This is a genomic window from Panacagrimonas perspica (genome assembly GCF_004364935.1).
GTDB lineage: Bacteria > Pseudomonadota > Gammaproteobacteria > Nevskiales > Nevskiaceae > Panacagrimonas > Panacagrimonas perspica.
Map to the genome: position 1 here is coordinate 265,288 of NZ_SOBT01000010.1, position 12,746 is coordinate 278,033.

The 12,746-nt window shown below is 67.7% G+C and carries 16 protein-coding genes; 7 read left to right on the top strand and 9 right to left on the bottom strand.

From position 1 onward, the window contains the following. Nucleotides 1–71: 71 nt before the first annotated feature. The 3 genes from DFR24_RS17960 to DFR24_RS17970 all read right to left on the bottom strand — a co-directional run bounded on the left by DFR24_RS17960 (nt 72) and on the right by DFR24_RS17970 (nt 2,509). Entirely contained in the window at nt 72–497 is a 426-nt protein-coding gene (locus DFR24_RS17960; RefSeq protein ID WP_133882798.1) for a PaaI family thioesterase, read from the bottom strand. Continuing rightward, nucleotides 488–1,228 carry a sulfite exporter TauE/SafE family protein gene (locus DFR24_RS17965; protein ID WP_246051703.1) on the bottom strand — a complete coding sequence of 247 codons (741 nt, stop codon included), beginning with the start codon at nt 1,226–1,228 and terminating at the stop codon, nt 488–490. The genes DFR24_RS17960 and DFR24_RS17965 overlap by 10 nt, the downstream gene beginning before the upstream one ends. Nucleotides 1,229–1,324: 96 nt before the next feature. Next, nucleotides 1,325–2,509 carry a magnesium transporter gene (locus DFR24_RS17970; RefSeq protein ID WP_133882799.1) on the bottom strand — a complete coding sequence of 395 codons (1,185 nt, stop codon included), beginning with the start codon at nt 2,507–2,509 and terminating at the stop codon, nt 1,325–1,327. Between the two features lie 241 nt (nt 2,510–2,750). Between DFR24_RS17970 and DFR24_RS17975 the strand changes: the two genes are divergently transcribed. Further along, a complete protein-coding gene (locus DFR24_RS17975; RefSeq protein WP_133882800.1) occupies nt 2,751–3,353 on the top strand; it encodes a glutathione S-transferase family protein in 603 nt (200 codons plus the stop codon). 67 nt (nt 3,354–3,420) lie between these two features. Here the strand turns inward: DFR24_RS17975 and DFR24_RS17980 are convergent, their stop codons facing one another. Both DFR24_RS17980 and DFR24_RS17985 read right to left on the bottom strand, forming a co-directional pair. Further along, on the bottom strand, nt 3,421–3,846 hold the full coding sequence (locus tag DFR24_RS17980) for an MAPEG family protein (protein ID WP_133882801.1): 426 nt from the start codon (nt 3,844–3,846) through the stop codon (nt 3,421–3,423). Nucleotides 3,847–3,938: 92 nt separating this feature from the next. Further along, entirely contained in the window at nt 3,939–4,970 is a 1,032-nt protein-coding gene (locus DFR24_RS17985) for an LLM class flavin-dependent oxidoreductase (RefSeq protein ID WP_133882802.1), read from the bottom strand. A gap of 186 nt (nt 4,971–5,156) precedes the next feature. Between DFR24_RS17985 and DFR24_RS17990 the strand changes: the two genes are divergently transcribed. Beyond that, nucleotides 5,157–5,756 (top strand): hypothetical protein, encoded by a 600-nt coding sequence (locus DFR24_RS17990; protein ID WP_133882803.1) that lies wholly within the window; start codon nt 5,157–5,159, stop codon nt 5,754–5,756. Nucleotides 5,757–5,791: 35 nt separating this feature from the next. Here DFR24_RS17990 and DFR24_RS17995 read toward each other — a convergent pair whose 3' ends face one another. After that, a complete protein-coding gene (locus DFR24_RS17995) occupies nt 5,792–6,070 on the bottom strand; it encodes a hypothetical protein (protein ID WP_133882804.1) in 279 nt (92 codons plus the stop codon). A gap of 99 nt (nt 6,071–6,169) precedes the next feature. Between DFR24_RS17995 and DFR24_RS18000 the strand changes: the two genes are divergently transcribed. Next, nucleotides 6,170–6,916 carry a DUF2238 domain-containing protein gene (locus tag DFR24_RS18000; protein ID WP_133882805.1) on the top strand — a complete coding sequence of 249 codons (747 nt, stop codon included), beginning with the start codon at nt 6,170–6,172 and terminating at the stop codon, nt 6,914–6,916. 89 nt (nt 6,917–7,005) lie between these two features. Here the strand turns inward: DFR24_RS18000 and DFR24_RS18005 are convergent, their stop codons facing one another. Beyond that, entirely contained in the window at nt 7,006–7,572 is a 567-nt protein-coding gene (locus tag DFR24_RS18005; RefSeq protein ID WP_133882806.1) for a DUF2058 domain-containing protein, read from the bottom strand. Between the two features lie 150 nt (nt 7,573–7,722). On the opposite strand from DFR24_RS18005, the gene DFR24_RS24740 reads away from it, so the two are divergent. Continuing rightward, on the top strand, nt 7,723–8,385 hold the full coding sequence (locus DFR24_RS24740) for a DUF6491 family protein (RefSeq protein WP_133882807.1): 663 nt from the start codon (nt 7,723–7,725) through the stop codon (nt 8,383–8,385). 35 nt (nt 8,386–8,420) lie between these two features. Next, a complete protein-coding gene (locus DFR24_RS18015) occupies nt 8,421–9,257 on the top strand; it encodes an N-acetylmuramoyl-L-alanine amidase-like domain-containing protein (RefSeq protein ID WP_133882808.1) in 837 nt (278 codons plus the stop codon). Here the strand turns inward: DFR24_RS18015 and DFR24_RS18020 are convergent. Both DFR24_RS18020 and msrB read right to left on the bottom strand, forming a co-directional pair. Further along, nucleotides 9,199–9,603 carry a hypothetical protein gene (locus DFR24_RS18020; RefSeq protein ID WP_210772381.1) on the bottom strand — a complete coding sequence of 135 codons (405 nt, stop codon included), beginning with the start codon at nt 9,601–9,603 and terminating at the stop codon, nt 9,199–9,201. The two genes, DFR24_RS18015 and DFR24_RS18020, sit on opposite strands and share 59 nt — an antisense overlap. Before the next feature lie 246 nt (nt 9,604–9,849). Continuing rightward, the gene (gene msrB / locus DFR24_RS18025; protein WP_133882809.1) at nt 9,850–10,281 is read right to left on the bottom strand and encodes a peptide-methionine (R)-S-oxide reductase MsrB; all 432 of its coding nucleotides are present in this window, start codon (nt 10,279–10,281) and stop codon (nt 9,850–9,852) included. Between the two features lie 247 nt (nt 10,282–10,528). Here msrB and DFR24_RS18030 point away from each other — a divergent pair, with 247 nt between their 5' ends. Beyond that, a complete protein-coding gene (locus tag DFR24_RS18030; protein WP_210772382.1) occupies nt 10,529–11,749 on the top strand; it encodes an MFS transporter in 1,221 nt (406 codons plus the stop codon). A 115-nt stretch (nt 11,750–11,864) separates the two neighbouring features. Beyond that, nucleotides 11,865–12,677 (top strand): hypothetical protein, encoded by an 813-nt coding sequence (locus tag DFR24_RS18035; protein ID WP_133882810.1) that lies wholly within the window; start codon nt 11,865–11,867, stop codon nt 12,675–12,677. The last annotated feature ends 69 nt before the right edge of the window (nt 12,678–12,746 follow it).

Consider the following 12,746-nt stretch of genomic DNA (forward strand, 5'->3'; position numbering starts at 1 on the left):
GCGTAGCCCGGACGAAGTCCGGGGTCGCGCACCTATGCGGGCCAAACCCCGGACTTCGTCCGGGCTACGGCTTATTTCGGCGTCGGCAGCGCATAGCTGCCGGTGGCATGCGCAACCAGCGCCGGATCGTCGCCGCAGCGCAGCTTGACCTCCATCACGGCGATCTTGCGGCCGAGCTTGAGCAGCGTGGCCTCGGCGTGCACGTCGGCCGCCAGGCCCTTGTTGACGAAGTTGAGATTCAGGTTCGACGTCACCGCCATCAGCTGCGGACCGGTGTGCGACAGCACCAGCGCGTACATCGCCAGATCCGCGGTCGTGAACAGGGCCGGTCCGGAGATGACGTTGCCCGGCCGCAGCATCCAGTTGCGGAACGGCATGTGCGCACGCAGATAGCCGTGCTGCAGCTCGTCGATGGCGAAGAACGGCGTGTCCGCCTTGAAGCCCGCCGTGATCAGCCGGATCACCTCGGGCGCCTGCATCACCAGTTTCAGATCCATCCGAATCCCCGTGCCGCGTCGAAGAGCAGCTTGATCGAGAGTATGCCGAGGATGGCCTTGAACAGGCCGGCGAAGCGCTCCTCGCTGATCCGCCCGTTGAGGTGCTTGCCGGTCCATGTGCCGGCGACGACGGCCACACACAGCGGCACCAGCAGAGCCGGACGCGCCAGCGCGCTGTAGCCGACGAAGCCGTACGCGATCACGCGCATGCCATGTCCGATCACCTGGGTGAAGGCCAGCGTGGCGATGGTGGTCTCCTTTCTCCACTCCGGCCGCAGGAACAGCCGCCCGACGAAGAGCCCGGTGGCGCCCACGAACATGCCGATGCTGCCGTTGAGCAGGCCGGCCAGGACGAACGAGGGCCGCGGCGGCAGCGGAGCAGCGCCGTCGCGCGTGGGCACCAGCGACGCCAGGATCAGGCCCGCGAGGATCAATCGCACGACATCGGAATTCACATCCTCGGCGAATGGCGCGAGCAGGAACGTCGCCGGGACGAGCGCCAGCGCGAACCACGCGGCGCCGTGCCATTCCACGTGCCGGACGTAGGCGATCGTGCGCGAGCTGTTGGAGACGAATTGCACTGCCGCGAACAGCGGCACGGCTTCCACCGGCGTCAGGCCCAGCGCGAAGAACACGCCGATCAGGATCGTTCCACCGCCCATGCCGGCCAGACCCGACAGTGCGGAAGTGAGAAAGGCGAAGACGGTGAGCGTCAGGGCGAGTGGGTCCACCGGCGGATTATCGCCGGAGCGCGCCGTCCTCCGTAGCCCGGACGAAGTCCGGGCCTCTTGCTCGCCGACGAGGCGAAACCCCGGACCGCGTCCGGGCTACAACACCAAGGTCGTGGCCAGGAACAGCATCAGGCCCATGCCCGCGATGTCCGTTCCCGTCGTCAGGAAAATGCTCGACGCCGTCGCCGGGTCGGCGCCGAAGCGGCGCAGCGTGATCGGCACCAGCACGCCGAACATGCCGGACATCATGCAGCTGCCGACCATGGCCAGGACGATCACCAGGCCCAGCAGCATCGCGTCCGCGTTGCCGCCGCGACTCGCGGTCCACCACATCGCCAGACCGGCGACGACGCCGGTGAACAGCCCGTTCATCGCACCCAGCATGACCTCCTTGCGCACCAGTCCCGCCACCGGGAATTTCTCGATGTCGCCAAGCGTGATGCCGCGCAGCGTGATCGCCAGCGCCTGGCAGCCGGTATTGCCGCTCTGGCCGGCGAGGATCGGCAGGAACGCGGCCAGCGCGACGATCTGCGAGATCGTGCCTTCGAACATGCTCACGACGAAGCCGGCCAGGAAGGCCGTCAGCAGGTTCACCTGGAGCCAGGGATGCCGCATCCGGAAAGCGCTCCAGAAGGTCGTCGCGAGCCGCTCCTCCTTGTCGACACCGACCATCTGACCCGACTGTGCGCTGATTTCCATGGCCTGGCGTTCGAACAGGCGCCAGCCGCGGATGACGCCGACGACGTGCTGCTCGCTGTCCACGACCGGGTAGACCGGATAGTGACGATGCAGCGCCGCCTTGATCGCGTCCGTCACTTCCATGTCGACCGGGATCGCGAACGGATCCGGCAGCATCACCTCGGCCAGCGTCTCTTCCGGCTCGGCGAGCAACAGATCGCGAAAGACGATCATGCCGATCAGCCGGTCGTCGACGCCGGTGACGTACAGGTAGGTGATCTGCTGCGGCGTCGCATGCGCGCGCAGGAACGCGACGGCGTCGGCCACCGTGGTCGCCGCCGGCAGCAACGCCAGCGCGGGCTCCATCATTTCGTGGACGGTACCTTCGACTTCCTCCGCCATCTCTTCCGCCGCCTGGCGGCGCAGTTCGGGCGGCAGGTGCGTCTGGATGCGATCGGCCAGATCCTGCGGCAGATCCGCCAGCACCTCGCCGACGCGTTCGGGTGTCTCGCGGCTCAACAACTGCGCGGCATCGAGTGGAACACGGCCGCGAACGGCGCGTACCAGCCGCGCAAGATCGGCCTGATCGGATGACTCACTCATCTGGAATTCCGGTGGGGCATACGAAGACAACCCCGATCATGTTCGCCAAGGGTCGAAGGTGACAAGCGATATCGGCCGCGCATTCGCGCCGGCGCTGCGTGCCGCCGTGCTGCGACCAGGGCGCTCGACGCCGGGTTTGCCGGCCTGCAGCGACCAGAAAGAGTCCGACGGCTTCTCGTGCGGCGACTCGCACGGAACGCGGGCGTCGAGGCACACTTTGTTCCGACGACGGGGGATCGCCATGAAACTGTTCGCGATGACGGGTTCCGGGAACTGCTGGAAGGCCGCGACGTTGATGGAGCAGCTCGGCATCGCGTTCGAGTGGATCGAAGTCGACGTGGTCGGCGGCGCCACCCGCACGCCGGCGTTTCTCGCACGCAATCCGAACGGCAAAGTCCCGCTGCTGGAAATCCGGCCGGGGCAGTACCTCGCGGAATCCAACGCGATGCTGTGCTACCTCGCGGAAGGATCGCCGCTGCTTCCGAAGGAGCGCTACGCGCGTGCCAAGGTGCTCGAGTGGATGTTCTTCGAGCAGTACTCGCACGAGCCGTACATCGCCACCGTGCGCTACTGGGTGAAGTTCCTCGGCAAGCGCGACGAATGGAAGGAGAAGATCGCAACAGCGATGGAGCGCGGCCACGCCGCATTCGGCGTCATGGAACGCCAGCTGCAGCATCAGCCGTTTCTTGCCGGCGACGCCTACTCCGTCGCGGACATCGCGCTGTTCGCCTACACGCACGTCGCCGACGAAGGTGGCTACGAGCTGACGAAGTATCCGGGCGTGCGCGACTGGCTGGCACGCGTCGCCGCGCGGCCCGGGTTCAGGGCCATGCGCGAAGGCTGAGCGGAATCCCGGACTTCGTCCGGGCTACGACGGCCCTGGTAGCCCGGACGAAGTCCGGGACCCAACGTCAGAACACTCGCATTGCCGCCCGGGCCGTCAACGCGAACAGCACCAGCGACGACAGCGCGAACAAAGCGAAGCGCGGCAGGATCTGGTTGACCAGCGCCTGCCAGAGACTGTGCACCACGCGCAGGCCGACATAGGTCCAGGCCAGCGCCAGGCTCACCTGCGAGGTATCGCCGAGCACCGCCAGGCTGATCGCGACCGCGTAGAAGAGCTGCGGCTGCTCCAGCAGATGGTTGTAGTTGTCGGCCTTCCACCGGACCTGCGGCGGCAATGTCGCCATCTGTTCGCCGCGCGGCGCATTGCCGTCGAGCACCATCTTCGAAGCCTTGATCGCCGGAATGCGCGTGACATACATCCACGCCCACATCACGGCGCCCCAGATCACCAGGGCGATCACGGGCGCAAGCAGCGGGAACTGGGGATTCATGGCGGGCTCCGGGCCGGGAAGGTGCCGCATTCTGCGCCGCGAAGTGGCGGCGGATCGAGGGCCGGGACCCCGCCCCGGACGCCGCGCGCGAACTAGTGCAACTGGAACGCCGGCATCACGTGCTGACTGAACAGTTCCACCGAGTGCGTCACCTGCTCCACCGTCAGATCGCCGAACGCGAACCACGACACCAGGTAGCTCATCGTCGTGCGCTCGGCCTCGGCGAGCACGAAGCGCAACACGGTCTCCGGCGAGCCGGCGATGCCGTTCCCCACCGCCTCGACCTCGTCCCAGGTCTCCGGGTACAGCGCGGCGATCGGCGGAAAGGCGATGCGCACCGAGGTGCCGCTGTCACGCCACAGCCGGTCGAAGCTGTCGACCCACTTCGCATACGCGCGTCGCGCCAGGGCCTTGGCCTCGGCGTCGGTATCGGCCACGACGACGTGGCGACTGACGCCAATCAGCGGCAGGCGCTCGATCGGCTTGCCCAGCTTCGCCCATTCCGCACGGTAACGCTCGGCGATGTGACGCGCGCCCTCATCGAGCGCCAGCGTGACGATGTTGACGTCGTTGGCCGCGGCCCAGGCCGTGGTGTCGGGCGACAGCACGCCGTACCAGAGCTCCGGATGCGGCTGCTGCAGCGGCTTGAGCGTGATCGGCACCTGATCGAACTGATAGTGCCGGCCCTGGTACGTGAGGCGGTCCTCGCGGAAACCCTTCATCAGGATCTCGAAGGCCTCCACGTACATCTCCTGCGCCTTGGACAGATCCACGCCGAACAGCTTGAGCTCGTGCGGCGACACGCCGCGCCCGACCCCCAGCATGAGCCGGCCATTGCTCATGTGATCGAGCATGCAGATCTCTTCGAGCAGCCGCAGCGGGTGATACATCGGCAGCATGTAAACCAGCGGCCCGATGCGCATGCGCCGAGTCCGTTGCGCGACGGCCGACAGCAACACGCTCGGCGACGGCGCGTAACCCAGCGGCGTGCCGTGATGCTCGGCCACGTGATAGCCGTGGATGCCACAGCGGTCGTACACCTCGGCCAGGCGCAGACGCGCCTCGAGGTGCTCGCCCAGCGGCAGGCCACTGGCATCCACGTGGTCGAAGGCCCCGAATTTCATCGCGCGCTTCTCCCTTCATTCCGTCATCGATCGGGAGCGAGCATGCGCCACCGCGTACCTGCCGCGGATCCGGCTGGAACCGGATTGACGGCGGCACGGCGGCGTGACGCGTGCCGCACATGAACGCCACGAACCGACCGGCCGCGGCTAGACTTGCGAAAGGCCTTGATGGGAGAGGGTGAAGGCATGAAACGACGGGTGATCCTGATCGCGTGTGCGATGGCGCTGAGTTCCTGCGCCCAGATCACGGTGAATCATTACCTGCCCTCCGGCGCGGGCGAGTTGCGCAACCGCTCGCTGTGCACCCTGGGTCTGCGCGACGAACTCGAGGTTCCGCTGGGGCCCAGCATCAAGGTGCGGGTCTGGGGCGGGGATCCGGATACCACGTCGCTCTCGGCACGCGTGCAGTTCCTGGTGCCCGAAGGCCAGACGATGCGCCTGACGTCCAACCGCTTCCTGCTCTTCACCAAGGCGGCGGCGGAACCTGCCGAGCTCTTCACGACCGGCATCACGACGGCCTGCCCCGCCGGTGTCGCGTCCTGTCGCACACGGCTGGCGCCTACCGACTGGCTCGAGGGCGGCCTGATGCCGGCCGCCAATGTGCTGGTGGCGCCCGAGCCCAAGACCTACCGGATGGACGTGGCCGTCCCGGTCCCGCCGGGCGAGACGTACACCCTCAAGCTGCCCGATGTGGAACTGACCGGCCGCGTCGTGCCGGGCCCGACGGTGCGCTTCGACAAGACCGCTGCCACGGCCGCCACCAATCTGGGCGTCTGCCAGGGCTGAGGACACGGACCCGATCGCGGGTCCGGTCCATCCCGTCAGCGCGCGGTTTCCTTGTTGCGCTGCTCGGCGTCGGTCATCAGGCGCTCGTACTCCGCACCGGCGACACTCAGGCAGTCCTGCTTCGCGGCTGCCGGCAACGATTGGCACTCCCGCTCCGCAGCTGCCCGCGCAGCCGCCACCTTGCGCTCCTGAGCACGCAGGCCCGGGTCGGGCATCGGCTCGGGTGACGAGCGATCGCAGGCCGACACCAGCCAGGCCGCCGCGACGAGCCATCCAAGGCCGGCGATCGAGGCAAGACGAGGGGATGGCGCCATGAGCAACTCCTGGAAATAGCGGGAGAAGGTCGCGGGAACAAGTTGCGTGCCCGGGTCGCCGATCCAGATGCCTCCGGCGCCGCCGCGCGTTATCGTGGAATGGCCCGACTCGCCGGAAAACCCGCCTTGAACTACCCGCATCTGCGCTATCTCGCGATTCTCGGGGTCGTCTTCGGCGTCTTCTGGCTGGCCCTGGCGATCCATCCGTCCGATCGCCACGACTGGGCGCTGGAGAACGCGCTGGTGCTGGCCTTCGTCATCGGCCTGGCCGCGGGTTATCGGCAGTTCACGTTCTCGCGAATTTCCTACACGCTGATCTTCGCGTTCCTGTGTCTGCACACGATCGGCGCGCACTACACCTATGCCGAAGTGCCTTACGACGCCGCGTGGAAGGCGCTCACCGGCTCGACGTTCAACGAGATGATGGGCTGGGAGCGCAATCACTTCGACCGTCTCGTGCACTTCAGTTACGGCCTGCTGTTCGCCTATCCGCTGCGCGAGGTGTTTCTGCGCGTCGCGCAGGCGCGCGGCTTCTGGGGCTACTTCCTGCCGCTGGATTTCACGCTGGCGACGTCGGCCCTGTTCGAGCTGTTCGAATGGGCGGCCGCCACGATCTTCGGGGGCGATCTGGGCGTGGCCTACCTGGGCACGCAGGGCGACGTCTGGGACGCGCACAAGGACATGCTGCTGGCCGGCATCGGCGCGACGGTGGCGATGACGATCACGGCGCTGATCAACTCACGCCTGCAGCGCGACTTCGCCCGCGAGTGGAGCGACAGCTTGCGCGTGAAGCAGGCGCAGCCACTGGGCGAGGACGAGATCGAGCGGATGCTCAATCAGCCTTAGTCATCGTAGCCCGGACGAAGTCCGGGAATGCCGCTCGCCGGTGAAGGGAAATCCCGGACTTCGTCCGGGCTACGGTCCGGCGGTTCGCGTCACCACATCAGGTCGTCGGGAATCTTGTGATCGCGGTACGGATCGTCTTCGTCGGCCGGCGCTGATGCGCTCGACTCCGGAGCCGCCGTCACCTTGAGCCCGGCGTGCGGATCGCGCTCGACGATCTTCGCGGCGATGTCGGCCGGCACGATCTCGTAGCGGCCGTCGCAGCGCACGATCACCAGCGTCCCGGCGATCAGCTTTTCGCGCATCGGACGGTCCACCGGCAGACGGCGAACGCGCTTGTTGTCGACGAAATTGTAGAGCTCGTCGCTCTCGGTGATCTTGGGCACGCGGTGCTGCTCGATGAGCTGCTTGACCTGGGCGCGGCGCGCCTTCTGGTCCTGCTTGTCCTGCAGCTTGCGATTGAGCTCGGCATCGCGCGCGGCCTTCTCGGCGGCCGCCTTCTGCTGCGCGATGACCCTCGGATCGGGCCCGGTCGGCGCCTTCTTGGTCTGCTCGCGGCGCTGATGGCGCTGCTCGCGGGTGAGCTGCTGTTGCTGCTGCGCCTTCTTCGGATCGAGCAGGCCGGCCTGCAGAAGCTGGTCGCGAAGGGAGAGACTCATGGCGGGGGGACGGGTGTTGGCCGGGCGGGTGCCCATGCTCCGCACTCGCGTCCGACCGCGCAAGCCCGGTCGGCAGGTGCGGAACATGCGACACCGCGAGACAATGACGAGGTCGCTGCACGCGACGACCGTCCTCCTGGAGCTTTGACGATGACCCGATTCCGTCCGACCCGCCGGCACAGCCTGGCCCTGGCGCTGGCTTTGACCGTGCTCGCCGCGGCGCCGCCCGCGAGTGCCGATGCCGATTCGCGACTGCGGGTGTTCGGTTACACGCGCATGGCACCGGTCGACACGGTGCCCGACAGCATCATCGACGACTGGAAGTATCTGGACGACCGCAACGCGATGGTGTTCCGCGGCGGTCAGGCCTACCTCCTCGTGCTGACCAGCGCCTGCCCCGCGCTGCAGTCCGCCGGCGTCATCGGATTCAACGCGGCGCTCAGCGGGCTGGTGGCGACCAAGACGCTGATGGTCGGCAGCGGCAGTTCCGCGTCGCAGTGCGGTGTCGATCAGATCGTGCAGCTGCAGCGCTCCGGCGTGTTCCCGGTTCCTGCTCCGACTCCGCCGCCGCGTGCCCCTGCGCGTGCGCCGGCCCCGGCGAAGCCGCGCGCGGCGGCTCCTGCGCCAGCACCGGCTCCGGCTCCGGCTCCCGCTCCCGCTGAAGAAGCAGCACCGGTACCCACGCCGCCTCCGCCGCCGGCACCCGCCGCGCCTGCCGCGGAAGAACCGGAGGTCAAGTCCACGACGCCGCCGCCGTCGCGCCCTCGCATCGATCCGCCGATCGCCACACCTCCGGGCGCAACGCCGCTGTAACGGGCACGCGGGTCCGCACGTCGGCGGAGCAGGCGATGCGATTCGGGCAACGCCTCGCGACCGGCTGGCTGCTGGCGACCGGCGCCGCCTTTTCGTCGGGCGCGCAGGCGTCGACGCCCGTCGGTGATCGCGTTGCATTCGCTGCCGCGCAACTCGCCGGGGAGCGCATTCCCTACGTCACCGGCAATCTCGGCGGACCGCACGGACCCGAGGAGGCCGGCCTGCCCGCCGTCGGACTGGACTGCATGACCTTCGTCGAGGCGGCGCTGATGCGCGCCCAGCAGATCCATTCCGCCGACCTGCAGCAGCGCTGGCTGCAGCAGACGCGCTACGACGGCAACGCGCCGTCCTACTGCACGCGGGCGCACTACCTGAGCGACTGGGCGAGCCGCAATGCGAAGCAGGGATGGATCGTCGACGTCACGCGGGACATCGCAACGGCGGGCGCAGCGCCGCTGCAGCAGCACCGCTGGAAGCGCACGTGGATGAGTACGCACGGCCTCGATCCCGCCGGGTGCACCGATGCGGGCGATGCGCCCGAACCCGCGGCCTACATCGCTCCGGCCGACTACGAGCGCATCGAAGCGCAGGTGGAACCGGGCGACATCCTGACGTTCGTTGCGCGCGATGCAGGCCTGGACAGCGTGCACGTCGCCATCGCACAACCGGGAGGAGGCCTGGCGATGGCGTCCTCGATTTCCGGTGGCACCGTGCTCAAGCGGAGCTGGGTCGGCTACGCACGCGAGCGCAAGAAATTCCTCGGACTGCGTGTGTTCCGCGTGCGCGAGCTGCCGCCCGATGCGGGCGGCAACCTCAGCGCTCGTCCTTTGCCGTCGGCGCCGGCTGGTGCGGGCGCAGCGCACGCGCCATGAAACCCAGTCCGAACGCGAGCATGCCCAGGATCAGCAGCGTGTCCCACAGGCTGGTGCGCACGAAGTAGATGCTCAGGTTCATCAGGATGCCGGCCACGACGATGGCCAGTCCCGTGAGGGTGAGCAGCCAGCCGACGAACGCACGGCCACCGAATGCGAGCAGGCCCACGCCGAACAGGAATGGCAGCAGCGACAGTCCGAACGCGTTGTAGCCGAACAGGTACCAGCCGCCGGTGGTCACCTGCACGCGCTGCGTCAGCAGATAGAAGCCCACGGCGGCGAGCACGAACCCGATCACGAATTCGCCGAGCCCGCCGGGCGTGCCGCCTACGTTCTTCACTTCCATCTTTGGGTCCCCGGGGAGTGTCTAAGTTCTGTGCGGATGGGCGGCGCGCTTAGCAGGATTTTCACCGCAAAGGCGCAAAGGGAAAAGAAAGGACGCAAAGGAGAACGGGGTGGGCCACGCCCAGCCGGCAAACGGCGCCACCGTTGCGGGTCGCCATTTCAATTTTGTTTTGTTTTTCTCTGCGTCCTTTATCTTTTCCTTTGCGACCTTTGCGATAAACGCTTTTATCGAACCCAGCAGATCGAACTACTCCCGCAGTGCCGGCAAAGCTTCGCCCTCGGGCACGAACGTCAGCGCCTCGCCGTTGTTGCAGTAGCGCAGCCCGGTCGGTCGCGGTCCGTCTTCGAACACGTGCCCCTGGTGTCCGCCGCAGCGCGCGCAGTGGTACTCGGTGCGCGGGTAGCCGATGTGGTGGTCGGTCTTGGTCTCCAGGCGTCCGGGAATCGGATCCCAGAAGCTCGGCCAGCCGGTGCCGCTTTCGAACTTGGTGCCGGATTCGAACAGCGGCAGGAAACAGCCCGCGCAGACGAAGGTCCCGGCGCGCTTCTCGCGGTTGAACGGATGGGTGCCGCAGACTTCGGTGCCTTCCGAGCGCAGCACGCGGAACTGCGCGGGCGTGAGCAGCTTGCGCCACTCCTCGTTGGTCTTGTCGAGTCGCGTGAAGGTCGGCGTCGTCATCTTCGGGATCTCCGTTTGCCATGCCCCGGGGGCGTGGAAGGGAAGCAAGCGTAGCGGTGCATCCCGCAAGCTGCCACGCTTTGCGCATCCCGTGAGTGACTCGGTTTCAATTTCGAAGACTGGATCCGTGAAGAAAATCTCCAACGCAGAGGCGCAAAGGACGCAAAGTGAAACTGTTTCGCTGTCTCGTCTTTGCGATCTTGGCGCCTTTGCGTTGAACGCTTTTCGAACTTAAGACGCCAACCGCATGACTTCGCATACCCAATCGTCCCGCGCCGCGTGGGTACTGATGCTTTGCGCCGCCGGCATCCTGTTCATCACCACCGGTGCGCGCCAGACGCTCGGCCTGTTCGTGATGCCGCTCAAGGACAGCACCGGGATGTCGATCGCCTCGATCAGCTTCGCGCTGGCGATCGGGCAGTTCGTCTGGGGCGCGGTGCAGCCGGTATTCGGCGCCATCGCCGACAGCCACGGCTCGCGGCCGGTGATCGCCGGCGGCCTCGTGCTGCTGGCCGCCGGCATGGCGCTGGCCTCGCTGGCGGACACGCAGTGGATGCTGATGCTGTCGCTGGGCGTGATCTCCGCAGCCGGCGCCGGCGCGGCGGGCTTCTCGATCCTGATCGGCGCGACCAGCGCCAACCTGCCGCCGGAACGCCGTTCGTTCGCGGCCGGGTTCATCAACGCGGGTTCCTCGCTCGGACAATTCGCGTACGCACCGATCACCCAGGCGCTGATCTCGGCATTCGGCTGGGCCTCGGCGATGCTGGCGCTGGCGCTCAGTGCACTGGCGGGCTTGCCGCTGATCAGCAAGCTCGGCAAGGGCGTGGCCTCCGCGGCCACCGATCACGCCTCTTCGATGGGCCTGCGCGCGCAGCTTCGGCATGCGCTGCGCGACCGCAGCTACCTGCTGATCCATGCGAGCTACTTCACCTGCGGCGTGCACATCGCCTTCCTGGTGACGCACCTGCCGGGCGAGGTCGCGCTGTGCGGATTGCCGGCCGGCGTGTCGGCCACCGCCATCGCGCTGATCGGCCTGTTCAACGTGGCCGGCAGTCTCGGTGCGGGCTGGCTGGGTTCGCGCGTGCGCATGCGCAGCATCCTGTTCTGGATGTACGCGGGCCGCGCGATCGCCATCGCGATCTACCTGGTGTCACCACGCACGCCGCTGACGTTCTACGTCTTCGCCGCGGCGCTGGGCGTGAGCTGGCTGGCGACGACACCGCCGACCGCGGGCCTCGTCGGCAAGCTGTTCGGCACGCGCTACCTCGCCACGCTGTTCGGCCTGACCCTGCTGTCGCACCAGACCGGCGCGTTCTTCGGCGCCTGGCTGGGCGGCGTCACCATTTCGCGCTTCGGCGACTACGGCTGGATGTGGATCGCCGACATGGTGCTGGCGGCCTTTGCAGCCCTGCTGTGCCTGCCCATCCGCGAGGCTCGGGTGCTGCGGCCGGCCGCCGCCGCGGCCTGATGGCTCGGAGTTTGCAGCCGGAACCCTGCGGCATCGGGGAGCAACGCGGCTCCTGAAGGTCGGTCCGGGAATCGGGCTCGCCCCGGCGCTGCGCGAATTCGCTCCGGAGCCCCGCATGAATGCATCCCGTCACCGTCTCTCGCTGATTGCCGTCGCCGTCCTGACTCTCGGCGCGCCGGTCGTCGACGCCCGCGCCAGTTCGCTCGCCGCGCTGCTGGATCAGGTCCCCGCGCCGCCACTCGACGTCGGTACCGCGATGAGCTGGATCGAAGGCGGCAAGGTCGTCTCCCCGCAATACACCCAGCTCAAGCAATCCATCGACGCGGAGCGCGCGGCCATCGCCGCGCTCAATGGCGGCACGGCGCCCGCCCCGGGCGTCGCACCAGCTTCGACCGCCGGAGAGCCGGCCGAGGTGCAGACTGCACTGAAGGCGTACAGCGACTACCTCGAAGCCAATTCCGGCAAGCAGGATCCGGCGTCGGCCGTCGGCAAGCGCGCGCGCTGGCTGCACGCGGCGATGCGCGACAGCCTCACCGCCCTGCTCAAGGCCGTGAAGCCCTGCCCGTTTCCCTGTTCGGACCCGGCGGCCGTGACGCAGAACCAGCCGCTCGAGCCCAAGCGCAACGAACTGGCGCAGCAGGACCTGCGGCAATGGAACACGCTGTTTCTCGACTGGCAGGCCAAGCGCCGCGCGATCGTTGCCGATGGGCAGGCGCGGATCGCCGCGACCGGTGACGGCGCCAAGGCCACGACACCAGCCGGCCGCGCCGGCCTTGCGAGCTATCGCGCCGCGATGCTGCGCGAAGTCGAGGTCACGCTGTCGGTCACGGAACTCGCGCTCAAGCGCGTCAACGCCATCGAGACCGGCGATGTCGATGCGGTCAGCGGATCGACGTACGTTCCCAAGGGCGCGGCGAAGAAATCGTAGGCGGGTTCGGGGAAACGCTGCGCAGGCCTCTGCGTTCGTCCCGAGGGGCTCACCACGCTTTCTGGTGGT